This is a genomic window from Lysobacter xanthus (assembly GCF_047159895.1).
Genome location: NZ_BAAGAB020000016.1, coordinates 1 through 13,439, shown reverse-complemented (window position 1 = coordinate 13,439; position 13,439 = coordinate 1). Strand labels below are relative to the sequence as shown.

The 13,439-nt window shown below is 69.3% G+C and carries 10 protein-coding genes and 1 pseudogene; 7 read left to right on the top strand and 4 right to left on the bottom strand.

Going from position 1 to position 13,439, the window contains the following annotated elements; translation table 11 throughout:
* Positions 1–56 precede the first annotated feature (56 nt).
* The gene (locus ACY35P_RS06435) at positions 57–1,361 is read left to right on the top strand and encodes an NTP/NDP exchange transporter (protein WP_462115008.1); all 1,305 of its coding nucleotides are present in this window, start codon (positions 57–59) and stop codon (positions 1,359–1,361) included.
* On the top strand, positions 1,358–2,296 hold the full coding sequence (locus ACY35P_RS06430) for a metallophosphoesterase (protein WP_462115007.1): 939 nt from the start codon (positions 1,358–1,360) through the stop codon (positions 2,294–2,296). The genes ACY35P_RS06435 and ACY35P_RS06430 overlap by 4 nt, the downstream gene beginning before the upstream one ends.
* Here the strand turns inward: ACY35P_RS06430 and ACY35P_RS06425 are convergent.
* Together ACY35P_RS06425 and ACY35P_RS06420 are read right to left on the bottom strand one after the other, a co-directional pair.
* A pseudogene (locus ACY35P_RS06425) lies at positions 2,223–2,695 on the bottom strand (hotdog fold domain-containing protein). The gene ACY35P_RS06430 and the pseudogene ACY35P_RS06425 overlap by 74 nt on opposite strands.
* Positions 2,696–2,758: 63 nt before the next feature.
* Entirely contained in the window at positions 2,759–5,236 is a 2,478-nt protein-coding gene (locus ACY35P_RS06420) for an acyl-CoA dehydrogenase (RefSeq protein WP_462115006.1), read from the bottom strand.
* 209 nt (positions 5,237–5,445) lie between these two features.
* Here ACY35P_RS06420 and ACY35P_RS06415 point away from each other — a divergent pair, with 209 nt between their 5' ends.
* The 5 genes from ACY35P_RS06415 to ACY35P_RS06395 are packed head-to-tail and all read left to right on the top strand — an operon-like array spanning position 5,446 to position 11,062.
* The gene (locus ACY35P_RS06415; protein WP_462115005.1) at positions 5,446–6,030 is read left to right on the top strand and encodes a TetR/AcrR family transcriptional regulator; all 585 of its coding nucleotides are present in this window, start codon (positions 5,446–5,448) and stop codon (positions 6,028–6,030) included.
* 47 nt (positions 6,031–6,077) lie between these two features.
* Positions 6,078–7,883: a phosphoenolpyruvate carboxykinase (GTP) gene (locus ACY35P_RS06410; RefSeq protein WP_462115004.1), complete on the top strand. Its 1,806-nt coding sequence runs from the start codon at positions 6,078–6,080 to the stop codon at positions 7,881–7,883.
* Positions 7,880–8,458: a 2OG-Fe(II) oxygenase gene (locus ACY35P_RS06405; protein WP_462115003.1), complete on the top strand. Its 579-nt coding sequence runs from the start codon at positions 7,880–7,882 to the stop codon at positions 8,456–8,458. Before ACY35P_RS06410 ends, ACY35P_RS06405 begins: the two co-directional genes overlap by 4 nt.
* Positions 8,455–9,474 (top strand): hypothetical protein, encoded by a 1,020-nt coding sequence (locus tag ACY35P_RS06400; RefSeq protein WP_462115002.1) that lies wholly within the window; start codon positions 8,455–8,457, stop codon positions 9,472–9,474. Before ACY35P_RS06405 ends, ACY35P_RS06400 begins: the two co-directional genes overlap by 4 nt.
* Positions 9,475–9,484: 10 nt before the next feature.
* Positions 9,485–11,062: a sulfotransferase family protein gene (locus ACY35P_RS06395; protein WP_462115001.1), complete on the top strand. Its 1,578-nt coding sequence runs from the start codon at positions 9,485–9,487 to the stop codon at positions 11,060–11,062.
* Here ACY35P_RS06395 and ACY35P_RS06390 read toward each other — a convergent pair whose 3' ends face one another.
* Together ACY35P_RS06390 and ACY35P_RS06385 are read right to left on the bottom strand one after the other, a co-directional pair.
* Positions 11,063–11,737 carry a putative 2OG-Fe(II) oxygenase gene (locus ACY35P_RS06390; RefSeq protein ID WP_462115000.1) on the bottom strand — a complete coding sequence of 225 codons (675 nt, stop codon included), beginning with the start codon at positions 11,735–11,737 and terminating at the stop codon, positions 11,063–11,065.
* 95 nt (positions 11,738–11,832) lie between these two features.
* Positions 11,833–13,439: TonB-dependent receptor domain-containing protein (locus ACY35P_RS06385; protein ID WP_462114999.1), on the bottom strand; the 1,607-nt coding region annotated here is incomplete at its 5' end.

Sequence of the window (13,439 nt, the reverse complement as noted above, 5' to 3'; positions counted from 1 at the left end):
TGGCGGCCGCCGGGGCGGCGGAGTACGGTGCGCATCCCCAAGGCGATGCGCGACCGATGAGCCCGGACCCCCGCACGGCCCCCGACGGCGACGCCCGCGTGCAGCGCGGCGAATGGCCGGCACTGCTGCTCTCCCTCGCCTACTTCTTCTGCGTGCTGACCGCCTACTACGTGGTGCGGCCCGTGCGCGAACAGCTCTCCGCGGCGGTGGGCTCGACGCAGCTGCCCTGGTTCTACGCCGCGACGTTCGTCGTGACGCTGGCACTCACGCCGCTGTTCGCCGCGCTGGTCTCGCGCTGGCCGCGCCGGATCATGGTGCCGGTGGTCTACGGCGTCTTCGTCGCCTGCCTGCTCGCCTTCGTGCCGTTCTTCGCGCGCCCGGACCTGCTCGGCCCGCGCGTGCTGGGCATCGTCTTCTTCGTCTGGGTAAGCGTCTTCAACCTGTTCGTGGTGTCGGTGTTCTGGATCTTCATGTCCGACATCTGGCAGCCGGCGCAGGCGCGTCGACTGTTCCCGATCATCGCGGTCGCCGGCACCCTCGGTTCGCTGGCCGGCCCCGCGATCACGCGCTCGCTCGTCGGCTTGGTCGGCGTCGCGCCGCTGCTCGTGGTCTCCGCGTCGCTGCTCGGCATCGCGACGCTGCTCTCGGTCATCGTCGGACGCTGGGCGCGCGACCATCGCCGGCAGGGCCTCGACGACGCGCCACTCGGCGGCGGCATGCTGGACGGGCTCAAGCAGGTGCTGACGAGCCCGTTCACCCGCGCGATGGCCGTGCTGCTGATCCTGTCCGACGGCATCGGCGGCGTGAACTACGCACTGCTCGCCGACTACTCCGGCCAGACGTTCGCCACCGAGGCGGCGCGCACGCGCTTCGCGGCGAACGTCGACCTCACCACCAATGCGTTCATCATCCTGCTGCAGGCCGGCGTCACCTGGTGGCTGATGCCGCTGCTCGGTGCGGGCAGGGTGCTCATCATCTGGGCGACGGTCAACGTGGCGGTGTTGTCGCTCGTGGTGTTCTCGCCCGATCCGCACGCACCCTTGCTGGCGGCGATGCCCGCCGTCGCGGTCGCGGCGATCGTGAGCCGCGCACTCGCCTACGGCCTGGCCGAGCCGGCGCGGCATGCGCTGTTCACGCAGGTCGCGCGCAATGAGCGCTACAAGGGCCAGAACGCGGTCGACACCGCGGTGTGGCGCTTCGGTGACCTGATGGTGGCCCTGACGATGAATGCGATGCGCTCGGTCGGCGCGAGCGTCGGTGCGATCGCCGGCCTCGGCGTCGCCGCCGCCGCGACCGCCGCGGGCATCGGCTGGCGCCTGTCGCGGGCGCCGCGCGACCGGACGGATCCGCCCGCCGCATGACGCGGTTGCCGCGTCCGTGGCGGCGCTGGGTCGGGCGGCTCGCGCTGGCCTGGATCGCCGCCGCATTCGTGCTGCTGGGCTACGGCGTGTTCGTCGAGCCGACGCGACTGGTCGAACGCGACCACGTCCTGTCCCCGGCGCGTTGGCCCGCGCGCTGCGACGGGCTGCGGCTCGACCACGTCTCGGACATCCACACCGGCTCGCCGAACAACGGCCTTCGCAACCTAGATCGCGTCGTGGCCCGGCTGGCGGCGAGCGATTCCGACGCCGTGGTGATGACCGGCGACTACGTGATCCTCAGCGTCTTCGGCGGGACCTACATCCCCGCCTCGACCAGTGCGCCGCACCTGCGCCCGCTCACGGCGCGCAAGCCGGTCTACGCGGTGCTCGGCAACCACGACTGGTGGAAGGACGGGCACGCGATCCGTCGCGCCCTGGAAGCGCAGGGCGTCGTCGTGCTGGAGGACGAGGCACGCGAAGTGACCCTGCGTGGCTGCACGCTCTGGATGGTGGGCGTGGGCGACCTGTGGACGGCGCCGCACGACGTCGGCAAGGCCTTCCGCGCCATCGACGACGACGCCCCGGCGATCGTGCTGACCCACAATCCGGCGCTGTGGCCGCGCATCCCGTCGCGCGCCTCGCTGGTGCTCGCCGGCCACACGCACGGCGGCCAGATCTCGCTTCCGGGCGCCGGCCAGCCCGCGCAATGGGGCAAGCCGGAGAACCGCTACATCCGCGGCGCCTACGTCGAAGGGGATCGAACACTCTTCGTCACGCCGGGCATCGGCACCAGCATCCTGCCGCTGCGCATCGGCGTGCCGCCCGAGATCTCGCGGCTGGTGCTTCGCGCGCCGCCTTTAATCAGCGGGGAGGTCGGCGCGAGATCCACATCGACACCGTCGCGCGGAACACCGCCACGCCCGACGGGTCGGTGACCGTCACCTCGACGGGAACGCCGCGCGGCTCGACGAGGTCCTCGCCAGGCAAGCCGACCATCGCGGTCGCGGTCATGCGACCGGTCGCCTTGTGCAGGTACTCGACCTGCATGCCCTTGGGAATCCAGCGCAGCGCGCGCGACAGCCCGGCCTCCACGGCCAGCCCCGCCGCGAGCTCCGCCGCGTTGCACAGCGCGATCGCGTGCACGGTGCCGAGGTGGTTGGTGACCGCGCGACGATGGCGGAACGACACGACACGACACAGCGCCCCGGATCCAGCGCATCGATGCGCGGGGCGATGCTCGCGAAATAGGGCGCACGTGCGCAGACGACGCGGGCGAACAGCCAGCGGCCGGCCGGCCAGCGCGCGAAACGGCGGTGCAGTGCGACGAGGTCCATGCGCGGTCCCGAAACGAGGACGGCGGGCCGTAGCCCGCCGTCGTGGTGGAACGTCGACGCCGATCAGGCCGCGGCGCGCGGCGCGTCCGCATCGGCGACGAGCGCGGCGTAACCCGCCGAGCGCAGCTCGCCCGCCTCGAAGTCGTCGACGCTGATCGTGTCGATCGTCATCTCGCGCAGGGCCTCGAGCTGGCGGCGCTCGTCCGCGGTGATCCAGCCGCGCGTGACCGCGAGTTCGAGCTGCGAGGCGAAGTCGTGCGCCTCCATCTCGTGGCCCTTCAGCGCCTTCTGGAACTTGCGCTCGATCGGCTCGGCGGCGACGAAGGCCGGGAGGTAGCTGTCGATGCGGCCGGCCGGATGGTGCGGGCCCGGCGTCAGGAAGGCGCCGCGGCCGAGGCGGTCGCGCGCTTCGCCGGGCGACATGAGGATCTGCACGACCTTGCGGCTCAGGCGGTCGCTCGGCGCCACGGCGCGACGGCCGAGCGGGAACACGAGCAGCCACAGCAGCCAGCCGACCGGACGCACCGGGAAGTTGCGCAGCGCGGCCGACAGGGCGAGCTCGAGCTTGTGCATCGAGTTGTGGAACGCCCAGGCCAGCAGCGGCTGGTCGGCGGCCGGCGCGCCCTGGTCGTGGTAGCGCTTGAGCATCGCGCTGGAGATGTAGAGCTGGCTCAGCACGTCGCCCAGGCGGCCCGACAGCGACTCCTTGAACTTGAGCTTGCCGCCGAGCAGCAGCATCGAGGTGTCGGCCATGAGCGCGAGCACCGAGGAGTAGCGGTTGAGCTTGCGGAAATAGCGCTTCGTGTAGTCGTCGCCGGGCGCCGCGCCGATCGTCGCGCCGGTGATGCCGTACCACAGCGACCGCACGGCGTTGGAGATCGCGAAGCCGACGTGGCCGAACAGCGCCGAGTCGAAGTCGCGCAGGCCCTGCGCGCGATCCGAATTGTTCGCGGCCTTCATTTCCTTGAGGACCCACGGATGGCAGAGGATCGCGCCCTGGCCGAAGATCATCAGCGAGCGCGTCATGATGTTCGCGCCCTCGACGGTGATGCCGATCGGCGAGGCTTGCCAGGCGCGGCCGAGGTAGTTCTTCGGGCCGAGGATGATGCCCTTGCCGCCGTGGATGTCCATGGCGTCCTTGACGAGCTCGCGGCCCATCTCGGTGCAGTGGTACTTGGCGATCGTCGACGGCACCGCCGGCAGCTCGCCGCGCGCGACCGCCGCGGCCGAGGCCTCGGCCAGCGCGGTGATCGTGTAGGCATTGCCGCCGATGCGCGCCAGCGCTTCCTCGACGCCCTCGAAGCGGCCGATGGACAGGCCGAACTGCTTGCGGATGCGCGCATAGGCGCCGGTCACGCGCGCACCGATGCGCGAGCCGCCGGAAGCGGTGGAGGGCAGGGTGATCGAGCGGCCGATCGACAGGCACTCGACCAGCATCTGCCAGCCCTTGCCGGCATAGGCTTCGCCGCCGATGAGCTGGCTGAGCGGGATGAAGACATCCTTGCCGCGGATCGGGCCGTTCTGGAACGGCGAGTTGAGCGGCATCGCACGACGTCCGATCTCCACGCCGGCGGTGTCGCGCGGCAGCAGGCCCAGGGTGATGCCGATGTCCTCCTTGTCGCCGAGGATGTGGTCCGGGTCGTACATGCGGAAGGCGAGGCCGATCAGCGTCGCAACCGGCGCGAGCGTGATGTAGCGCTTGTCGAAGGTCAGGCGGACGCCGACGACGCGCGCGCCGTTCCAGTCACCCATGCAGACGATGCCGTAGTCCGGGATCGACGTCGCGTCCGAACCCGCCCACGGGCCGGTGAGGCCGAAGCAGGGCACTTCGCGTCCGTCCGCGAGGCGCGGCAGGTAGTAGTCCTTCTGCTCGGTGGTGCCGTAGTGCATCAGCAGTTCGGCGGGGCCGAGGGAATTCGGCACGCCCACCGTCGAGCTCACCACCGACGAGATCGACGCGAGCTTCTCGATCACCTTGTGGTTGCCGAGCGCGGTGAAGCCGAGGCCGCCGTATTCCTTCGGCACGATCATGCCGAAGAACTTGTTGCGCTTGATGTAGTCCCAGATCTCGGGCTGCAGGTCCGCATGCACGTGCGTGATCGACCAGTCGTCGACCATCCGGCACAGCTCCTCGACCGGTCCGTCGAGGAAGGCCTGCTCGTCCTCGCTGAGCGTCGGCTTGGGCTGGTTCATCAGCACGTTCCACTCCGGCTTGCCGGAGAACAGCTGGCCCTCCCAGCCCACCGTGCCGGCTTCCAGCGCGACGCGCTCGGTCTCCGACAGCGGCGGCAGGATCTTCTTGTAGAAACCGAACAGCGGCTTCGTGACCAGCGACTGCCGCAGCGCGGGCACCAGCAGCGGCACCGCGACGATCGCCAGGAGGATCGCGGCGACGGCGGTGGCGGTCGGGCTCGCACCGAGCAGCCAGCAGGCGACGAGGCCGACGGCCGACAGCGCGACCCACGGCGCCAGGCGCATGCGGTGGTAGGCGGCCACGCCGCCGAGGATCAGCAGGACGAGGAACGGTGCGGCGATGCTCATGGAGCGCTCCGGCGGGCGGTGGCCCGCGAGGTGGTCGGTGGCGAGGACGACGGGAGGTCCGCGGAATCAAACGCCCGCATGAAACACCCGACATACGGGCGAGTATGGTGAGCCCGGCGACCCGCTGTCAACGCCCCCGCAAGCGGCCGGAGGGCCCGCCTGCTGAACGCATACTGTCCCGGTCGGACCCGTACGGATACACTGGCTCCATGACCACCGACTCGCCCGCCAAGTCCGATCGCACGGGGCGCCTGAGCGCCGACGACTGGGCGCAGGCCGCGCTCGACCTCATCGCCGAGCAGGGCGTCGCCGCCGTCGCGGTCGAACCGCTCGCGCGCCGGCTGGGCGTCACCAAGGGCAGCTTCTACTGGCACTTCCCGTCGCGCGAGTCGCTGCTCGTCGCCGCGCTCGAGCGGTGGGAGAAGACGGAGCAGGAGGCGATCTTCGGCCAGCTCGAGCAGATCGCCGATCCGCGCCAGCGCCTGCGCCAGCTGTTCGACGTGGTCGCGCACGAAGTCACGTCCCACATCATCTATTCGGCGCTGCTCAAGGCGCTGGACCATCCGATCGTCGCGCCGGTCATCGGCCGCGTCTCGCAGCGCCGCCTCGAATGGCTGGCCGCATCGTTCCGCCAGGCCGGCCTCGAGCCGCATGCCGCGCTCAACCGCGCGCGCCTGGCCTATGCCGCGTACGTGGGTTTCCTGCAGCTCAACCTCCAGCTCAACCAGACGCGCCTTCCGCGCGATGAGTTCGAAGCGTTCGTCGAGCACATGATGGCGACGCTGATTCCCTGAGGATCGGCCGCTTACCGTTTTCTTTCTGCCGCACTGGAGGTTCCCGCATGAATGCCCTCGTACAGGACGTCGCCCCGCCCACGGTCACCGGGGGCAGCGGAACGGGAACCTCCCTCCAGGGCCTCGCGCAATGGGTGTCCGACGTCGCGGCGCTCACGCAGCCCGCCGCGATCCACTGGTGCGACGGCAGTGATGCGGAATACGCCGCGCTGGTCGCGCAGATGGAGGCCGACGGCACGCTCATCCGGCTCAACGAGCAGACGAATCCGGGCAGCTGGCTGCACCGCTCGCATCCCGAGGACGTCGCGCGCGTCGAGCACCTCACCTTCGTCTGCACGTCGCAGCAGGACGACGCGGGCCCCAACAACCACTGGATGTCGCCGGCCGACGGCCATGCGCAGATGGACGGCCTGTTCGCCGGCTGCATGCGCGGGCGGACCCTGTACGTCATCCCGTACTGCATGGGGCCGATCGATTCGCCGATCGCGCGTTGCGGCGTGGAGATCACCGACAGCCCGTACGTCGTGGCCAACATGCGGATGATGACGCGCATGGGCGCGCCCGCACTGGCGCGCATCGAGTGCGAGGGCACCTTCGTCCGCGGCCTGCATTCGACGGGCGAGCTCGATCCGAACCGCCGCTTCATCATGCATTTCCCCGAGGAGCTGACGATCAAGTCGTACGGCTCGGGCTACGGCGGCAACGCGCTGCTCGGCAAGAAGTGCCATGCGCTGCGCATCGCCTCGCACCAGGCGCGGCAGGAAGGCTGGCTCGCCGAGCACATGCTGATCCTCGGCATCGAGAACCCGCAGGGCGAGACGCATTACATCGCCGCCGCATTCCCGTCGGCCTGCGGCAAGACCAACCTCGCGATGCTCATCCCGCCGGAGGGCTACCGCGAGAAGGGCTGGAAGGTCTGGACCATCGGTGACGACATCTGCTGGATGCGCCCGGGCCCCGATGGCCGCCTGTACGCGATCAATCCGGAAGCCGGCTTCTTCGGCGTCGCTCCCGGTACGTCCGCCAAGTCCAACCCGAACGCGCTCGAGACGATCCGCCGCAACACCATTTTCACGAACGTCGGCCTCACCGCCGATGGCCAGCCGTGGTGGGAGGGTCTCGACGAAGGCATGCCCGCCTTTGACTGGCGCGGAAATGACTACGATTGCAATCGCGGTCCCGCCGCGCATCCCAATGCGCGCTTCACGGTGTCGGCGAAGCAGTGCCCGAGCTACAGCGCCCATGCGGAGGATCCGACCGGCGTGCCGATTTCCGCGATCGTCTTCGGCGGCCGTCGTGCGTCGCTGGTGCCGCTGGTGTTCGAAGCGCGCGACTGGACGCACGGCGTGCTCGTCGGTGCCGCGATGGGCTCGGAAACCACGGCCGCCGCGACCGGCGCGGTCGGCGTGATGCGCCGCGACCCGATGGCGATGAAACCCTTCTGCGGCTACAACTTCGCCGACTACTTCGCGCATTGGCTCTCGTTCGACGACGGCGCGAACAAGCTGCCGAAGGTCTTCCACGTCAACTGGTTCCGCAAGGGCGACGACGGCGAGTTCCTCTGGCCGGGCTTCGGCGACAACCTGCGCGTTCTCGAGTGGATGATCGGTCGCGTGGACGGCCGCGCGAACGCGGTGGAAACGCCGATCGGCGCGCTGCCGGGGGAGGGCGACCTCGACCTCGAAGGCGTCACGCTGTCCGACGAAGCGCGCGAAAAGCTGTTCGGCTTCGACCGCGAGGGCTGGCGTGCGGAAGTCGACAGCATCGGCGGCTACCTGCGCGAATACGGCCCGCGCATGCCGCAGGCGCTGCATGACGAACAGGCCCGGATCGCCGCTATGCTGGAGCGATGACCGACCAAGACTTTCCCCGCCCCGTTCGATCCTTCGAGGTGGACGGGCGGGCGATCCACGTGTTCGACGGGCTGCTGCCCAATGCCGGGGCCTACGAGCAGGGCCTCGGCCGCGCCGCGTTCACCCGCACCGAAGTGGCGCGCCCCGATACCGCGGGCTATCGCCACTGGGTGACCGAGACGCGCCTCGAAGCGCTGCGTCAACAGCCGATCTACGGGCTCACGCTCCAGGCCGTCGAGTGCGTCCGTCCCGGCGAGGGGTACGAGGCCTATCGCGCCTACACCAACGTCGCCACGTATGGGGACATGCTGTTCACCCATGTCGACTGCCTGCCGGAGCGTCGCGACCTCACCGCGCTCTGGTACATCTGCGAGCAGTGGGACATCGAATGGGGCGGGGAGACCGTCTTCTTCGACGCCAACGACGAGATCGCCGCGTCGGTCCGTCCGGCACCCGGGCGCCTCGTGGTGTTCGACGGCGCCATCAAGCACGTCGGCCGGCCGCCGAGCCGGATCTGCTACTACCCGCGCTATACCTTCGCGCTCAAGCTGACCCCGGCGAGCCGCGCGGGATGACCGCACCGCGCCTCGACGACGCGCGCGAGTTCCCCGTCGACCTGCACGTGCCGGACCGGCGCTTCGGCTTCCTGACGATCGACGACGGCGTGGTCGAGCGTTCGACGTTCCTCGACACGCGTATCGACGCACCGCTGGACCATGCGCGCGCCGTCGACGTCGACGCGCTGCCGGCGCTCCCCGTGCCCGAACGACTGGGCTGGCTCTTCCACACGTCGTTCTGCGGGTCGACGCTGCTGGCGCGTGCGCTCCACGGTGGTTCGCGCACCGTGCTGCGCGAGCCCCTCGTGCTGCGCCGGCTCGGTGATGCGCGGCGCTCGGGTTGGCCGGTGGACGGCCTGCTCGTGCCTGCGGTCCGGCTGCTGGGACGCCCCTGGTCGCCCGGCGGCTTCGTGCTGGTCAAGCCCACCCATGCCGCATTGAACGTCGGGCGCGAGCTGCTCGACGCCGCGCCCGCGTCGCGGGGGATCGTGCTGACCTCCACGTTCGACGATTTCCTCGTGTCCAACCTGAAGAAGACCGCGGAGACGCAAGCCAAGGTACCGGAGCTCGCCGAGCGCGCCCTCAACGCCTCGCCGTTCGGTACGCGCCTGCCGCCTGCCGCACTGGCGCCGCCGGACCTGCTCGCGGCGGTCGCCCTGCAGTGGGCGGCGCAGCGCGAGGTCTGCGCGGTGCTGCTCTCCCATGCGGGCGGACGCCTGCGCACGCTCGCGGCCGAGCGCCTCTACCACGCGCCGGTCGACAGCGCGCTCGCCACGGCACGCTGGCTCGGCTGCGATGAAGACGCCGGCGCGCTCCGTACGTCGGCGAGGGCGGCGGCGTCCCGCAATGCCAAGGCCGTCGACGTGGCGTACGATGCGGCCGCGCGAGCTCGCGACGCGGCCGCCATCGCCGCGCGCCATGCAGCGCAGTTGCGCGCCACGCGCACCTGGTTCGACCGCCACGTCGCGCCTCACATGACGCCTGTCGCCCACGCACTCGAGGAATCCGTGCCGCTGTCGTTCGAAGCGGCCTGATCGTTCGCCCATGACGCATCCCAACGAACTCTGGATGGCCGGCGAGCAGGCGCTCGACCGCAAGAACTTCAAGCGCGCCGAGGCGCTGTACCGGCAGGCGCTCGCGGTGGATCCGCGGCATGCGCCGGCGTTGATCGGCGTTTCGACGGTCATGACGGAATTCGGCCGGCACCGCGATGCGCACGAGGCGACGATGGCGGCGTTCCGGTTCAGGCCGCCGTTCGCGCCGGTCCTGTTCGGTCTGGCGCAGCGCCTGCGCTTCTTCCACGAGTTCGAAGCGCTCGTGCAGACGCTGGGCACCTCGAGCTTCGGTCGCGAAGCGCCGCCGGACATCATCGCCAAGGCGGCGGTCATCCTGAGCTCCATCGGGGCGCACGATGCGGCGACGGCGCTGGTCGATCAGGGGCTGGCCAAGCGGCCCACGGACGCCGGCTGCCTGCACGTCCGCGGCAACTTCTATTACTTCGGGGGCGATCCCGACCGCGCCGAGGCCTGCTACGAGGCGTCGCTGCGCTCCGATCCGCTGCTCTTCCAGAACTCGATGATGCTGGCGGGCGTGCGTCCGGCAACCCCGGAGCGCAACCACGTCGATCGCTTCCGCGAACAGCTGCGCAAGGCGCGCCCCGGCGGCAACGGCGAGATCTACCTCGGTTTCGCGCTCCACAAGCAGCTCCACGAGCTTCAGCGCTACGAGGAGGCCTGGGACGCGCTGGAGCGCGGCTGCGCGGCGAAGCGTCGGCAGATGCCGTACGACATCGCGCCGGACCGCGCGATGGTCGAAGCGATCGAGACGGTCTGCGACGCGGCCTTCGTCGGCACGGGCAGTGCGGTGGACCAGCCGGCAGTGCCCATCTTCATCGTCGGCATGCACCGGTCGGGCACCACGCTGCTGGAACGGATGCTGTCGGGGCACAGTCGGGTCGGCGATGCAGGCGAGACGGCGTCGTTCCATGCCGAGATGGAACTGGCGCTCGACAAGTCGATGCCCATGGGCCCGGATGCCGCCTTCGTGCGCCGCGCCGCGGAGGCCGACTTCGATGCCGTGGCGACGGGCTATGCGCGCCGCGCCCGATGGATGAGCCGCGGCCGGCCGTACTTCACGGAGAAACTGCCGCAGAACTTCTTCAACGTCGGCCTCATCGCCCGCGCCATGCCGCAGGCGAAGTTCCTGCACCTCGTACGCGATCCGATGGACACGTGCTTCTCGAACCTGCGCCAGCTGTTCTCCGGTGCGGCCGCGTACTCGTACGACCTCGAGCAGCTCGCGGGCTTCTACCTGCTCTATCGACGCACGATGGCGCATTGGCGGCGCGTGATGCCGGGCCGCGTGCTCGACATCGACTACGACGCACTGGTCGCCGACCCGGAATCGATGGCCCGTCGCGTCGCCGCGCATTGCGGCCTCGAATTCGAGCCGGGGATGGTGGACATCGCACGCGCCTCGGGCACCGTCGCCACGCCGAGCGCGGGCACCGCACGCCAGGGCTTCCGCAAGGACCGGGGGCAGGTCTGGCGTCGCTACGAGCAGCATCTCGAACCGCTGCGCATCGCACTGCAGCCGGCGTACGACGAGATCCTGCCGGGCTGATCAGCCGTCCTGCATCGAAAACCAGCAGTTGAACGCGATGGTGATGCGTTCGTCCGTGCCGTGGAAGGGCAGCACTTCGTGCGACACCCACGACGGGAACAGCACGAGCTGGCCCGGCTGCAGGCGCATGCTCCACGTCCCGTGGTGGTACGGCGCCTGCAGGCGCGCGTTGCCGGGATCGAGGAACATGTTGCTGTAGTAGTGCGGGTTGTGGAACCGCAGCACGCCCGATTCCGGATGATCGGGCGACGGCGAACCCGGGTCCACGCAATAGACGCCCGACCACGACGCCATCGGATGCGTGTGGGCGATCACGAAGCCCGGTGAGCGCGTGACGTGGAACCACGTGTGCGAGTGGATGCGGAGCTTGGCCATTTCCGCCGGCCCGTAGCCGTTCATGGCCTGGATCACGCGGCCCAGTTCGGTCCAGCAGAAATCGCGGAGCGTGCGCACGCACGGCTCGGGCCAGGCGAACAGGTTGAACAGGCTCTCGAAGACGCCCGACTGCTGTTTCAGGGAGGGGTTCGGATTCGCGAAGCGCGGGTCCCTCTCGCGTTCCAGTAGCAGCGCTTTGAGCTCGGCATTGAGCGCCACATGATCGCGCAGCCGCGTCTGGCCAAGCGGCACGGCGAACATCGGCGCGATCTCGGCAGTGTCGGGCAACTCGTCGCTCATTCGCCGATGGTGCCAACCGCGCGCAGCCGTCGCAAGCGTAAAAAAAACCACGGCCCCTTTCGGGGCCGTGGCAGGTGTCGCGATGGAGCGCCGGATCAGAACTTCTGGTTGTACGACATGTAGAAGAAGCGGCCCGGGATTTCGTACTGCGGATCGAACGAGTTCGCGAACGTGTTGAACGCCACCGGCGGTTCCTTGTCGAACACGTTGTTCACGCCGACGGTGACCTTGGCGTTCCACGGAGCCTTCCAGTACACCGACAGGTCGTTGTACGTGGTGCCGCCGATCGTGTTCTGCGAGCCCGCCTGGACGATGTTGTTCGCATCGACCGTCGCGTCGTTGCAGAGCGTGCCGAAGCCGTAGTCGTTGTAGTAGAACGGGCAGCTCTCGGTCTGGCGCGAGTAGTAACGCGTGAACCAGGTCGCGCCGAAGTCGCCCTTCTCCCAACGGGTCATCAGGTTGGCACGGATGCGCCAGTTGTTGCTGCGGTCGACATACTGGCTGACGATGCTGCCGTTGTCGCCTTCGTCGATCGAGCCGCTGTTGTCGTCATCCGACTCGTAGAGCGACATGTACGTCGCGTCGAACGAGAAGGACAGCTTGCCCCAGCTCTGCTCCGGCAGACGGTAGTTCGCCGTGAGGTCCCAGCCCTCGACGTTCGTCGCGCCGATGTTCAGGCCGGCCGACAGCAGGTCGTTGATCGGGCCGCCCGCATTGCGCGAGTACAGCGAGCAGTAGGCCTGCAGGCCCTGCTCGATGCAGCGGTTCAGGATTTCCTGGCCGCCGAAGCCGGTGATGACGTTACGCAGCTCGATGCGCCACCAGTCCAGCGAGACGTCGAACGTACCGGGGACGAACTTCGGGCTCCACACGACGCCGAGCGTCTTGGTGGTCGAGGTCTCCGGGCCGAGGTCCGGGTTGCCGCCCGTGCTGATGCGGATCTGCGCATTGCCCTGGTCGTAACCACCGACCGGAACGCCCTGCGCATGGCAGCGGGCCTTCTGCTCGGCCGTCAGCTGGTTGTAGCCACCGCCGAAGGTCGTGGAGCACGGGTCGGCGATCGTCGGGAACGAGTCGGCCACGCCGGAGTACAGCTCGGCGATGGACGGCGCGCGGAAGCCTTCGGCCCAGTTGCCGCGGACCATCAGGTCGTCGATCGGACGCCACTTGAAGCCGAACGCCGAGTTGGTCGTCTGGCCGAAGTTGGAGTAGTCGGACACGCGGCTCGAGATGTCGAATTCGAGCGAACGCGCGAACGGGACGTCCTTGAGCAGCGGGATCGACAGCTCGACGTACGCTTCGTCGACCGAGTAACCGCCGGCGGTCGCCGTACGGGCGTTACCCGTCGTGTTGCCCGACGAGATCAGCGCATCCGGGGAGTCGTAACCGCTCTCGGTACGACGCTCCAAGCCCGCCGCGAAGGCCAGCATGCCACCCGGCAGCTCGGCGATTTCGCCGGTGACGTTGGCGTAGTAGTCCTTCATCTTGTACGACAGCTCGTCGTGCGCGACGAAGGACGAGTAGTTCAGCATGTCCTGCGTGATCGCACCCGGCGCGCCGAGCAGGTTCAGCGGGACGCAGCCGGCGATCACCGAGCCGCCCGGCGCCGTGACGCAGACAGGCTGGCCGTTGCGGATTTCCGACGGGCCCAGCGCGTTCTTGAGCGCGAGCACGTTGAACAGGCCGTAGGTCGTGTCGTTCT

Bases quoted from the DNA above. Each gene is read 5' to 3' on its own strand.
- ACY35P_RS06400 (WP_462115002.1), top strand. From the start codon at position 8,455: ATGACCGCACCGCGCCTCGACGACGCGCGCGAGTTCCCCGTCGACCTG.
- ACY35P_RS06430 (WP_462115007.1), top strand. From the start codon at position 1,358: ATGACGCGGTTGCCGCGTCCGTGGCGGCGCTGGGTCGGGCGGCTCGCG.
- ACY35P_RS06415 (WP_462115005.1), top strand. From the start codon at position 5,446: ATGACCACCGACTCGCCCGCCAAGTCCGATCGCACGGGGCGCCTGAGC.
- ACY35P_RS06435 (WP_462115008.1), top strand. From the start codon at position 57: ATGAGCCCGGACCCCCGCACGGCCCCCGACGGCGACGCCCGCGTGCAG.
- ACY35P_RS06405 (WP_462115003.1), top strand. From the start codon at position 7,880: ATGACCGACCAAGACTTTCCCCGCCCCGTTCGATCCTTCGAGGTGGAC.
- ACY35P_RS06395 (WP_462115001.1), top strand. From the start codon at position 9,485: ATGACGCATCCCAACGAACTCTGGATGGCCGGCGAGCAGGCGCTCGAC.
- ACY35P_RS06410 (WP_462115004.1), top strand. From the start codon at position 6,078: ATGAATGCCCTCGTACAGGACGTCGCCCCGCCCACGGTCACCGGGGGC.
- ACY35P_RS06390 (WP_462115000.1), bottom strand. From the start codon at position 11,737: ATGAGCGACGAGTTGCCCGACACTGCCGAGATCGCGCCGATGTTCGCC.
- ACY35P_RS06420 (WP_462115006.1), bottom strand. From the start codon at position 5,236: ATGAGCATCGCCGCACCGTTCCTCGTCCTGCTGATCCTCGGCGGCGTG.